Annotated in this window: 1 protein-coding gene; it reads left to right on the top strand. The window is 72.1% G+C overall.

Annotation, left to right across the window (positions count from 1 at the left end; genetic code table 11):
* Window positions 1-915, top strand: a 915-nt coding sequence (locus ACFHWU_RS29225) for a Mu transposase domain-containing protein (RefSeq protein WP_416592315.1), incomplete at its 5' end; no start/stop codon positions are given.
* Window positions 916-959 lie beyond the last annotated feature (44 nt).

Raw genomic sequence — 959 nt, 5'->3', positions numbered from 1 at the left:
GTCGCGGACATCGCGGTGCGCAACCCGGAGATCGTGGCGGTGGCCCGTCACTACGGGATGACGATCCGCACCTGTATGCCGGCCGACCCGCAGTCCAATGGCGGTTCGGAGAACACCGTGAAGATCGCCAAGGCGGACCTGGTGCCCACGGATGCGAACCTGCTGCCCGAGTACCGCAAGTTCTCCGAGCTTGAGGCGGCCTGCCGCCTGTTCACCGAGGAGGTGAACGCCCGGGTGCACCGCGAGACCCGCCGCCGACCGGTCGAGGCCCTCGCGGAGGAACAGACCCGGCTGCACCCGTTGCCGGGCAAGCCGTTCACCGTCGCGTTCGGCACCACCCGCCGGGTCAACTGGGACTGCACCATTTCCGTCGAGGGCGTGCGCTACTCGGTGCCCCACACCCTTGTCGACACCCGGGTCTGGGCCCGCTTCCACGGTGACGAGCTGATCGTCACCGCGGTCGGCGACGATGGTCCGACCGAGGTCGCCCGACATCCACGCTCCACCCCCGGCAGCCCGTCGATCATCGACGCCCACTACCCACCCAGGGCCAGCCGTGACGGCGACCGAACGCCGAAGGCCCACACGGCCGAGGAAGCCGCGTTCCTGGCCCTCGGCCCGGGTGCCGCCGCGTGGCTCGTCGAGGCCGCCGCAGCAGGAACCCGAAGAGTGCGCCGCAAGATGGCCGACGCCTGCGCCCTGGCCAAGCTGCACGGCGCCAACCGCGTGGACCAGGCGTTGGGCACCGCCGCGATCGCCGGCCGGTTCGCCGACAACGACCTCATCCGCATCCTCGCCCACCAGGCCGCCGGCACCACCGGCGAGGCCACCCGCGCCAGCGAGGCCCACAGCCTGCAACCGGGCACCTCCGCGTGGGCCCGCTTCGGCACCACCGACGACAGGAGCAACCCCTGATGGCCGCCCCGATCCGCACCATCACCGGCCCCGCCGGTGACCCC

The organism is Micromonospora sp. LOL_015 (genome assembly GCF_048060275.1).
Taxonomy (GTDB): domain Bacteria; phylum Actinomycetota; class Actinomycetes; order Mycobacteriales; family Micromonosporaceae; genus Micromonospora_E.
This window is presented reverse-complemented; position numbering and strand designations above follow the sequence as displayed.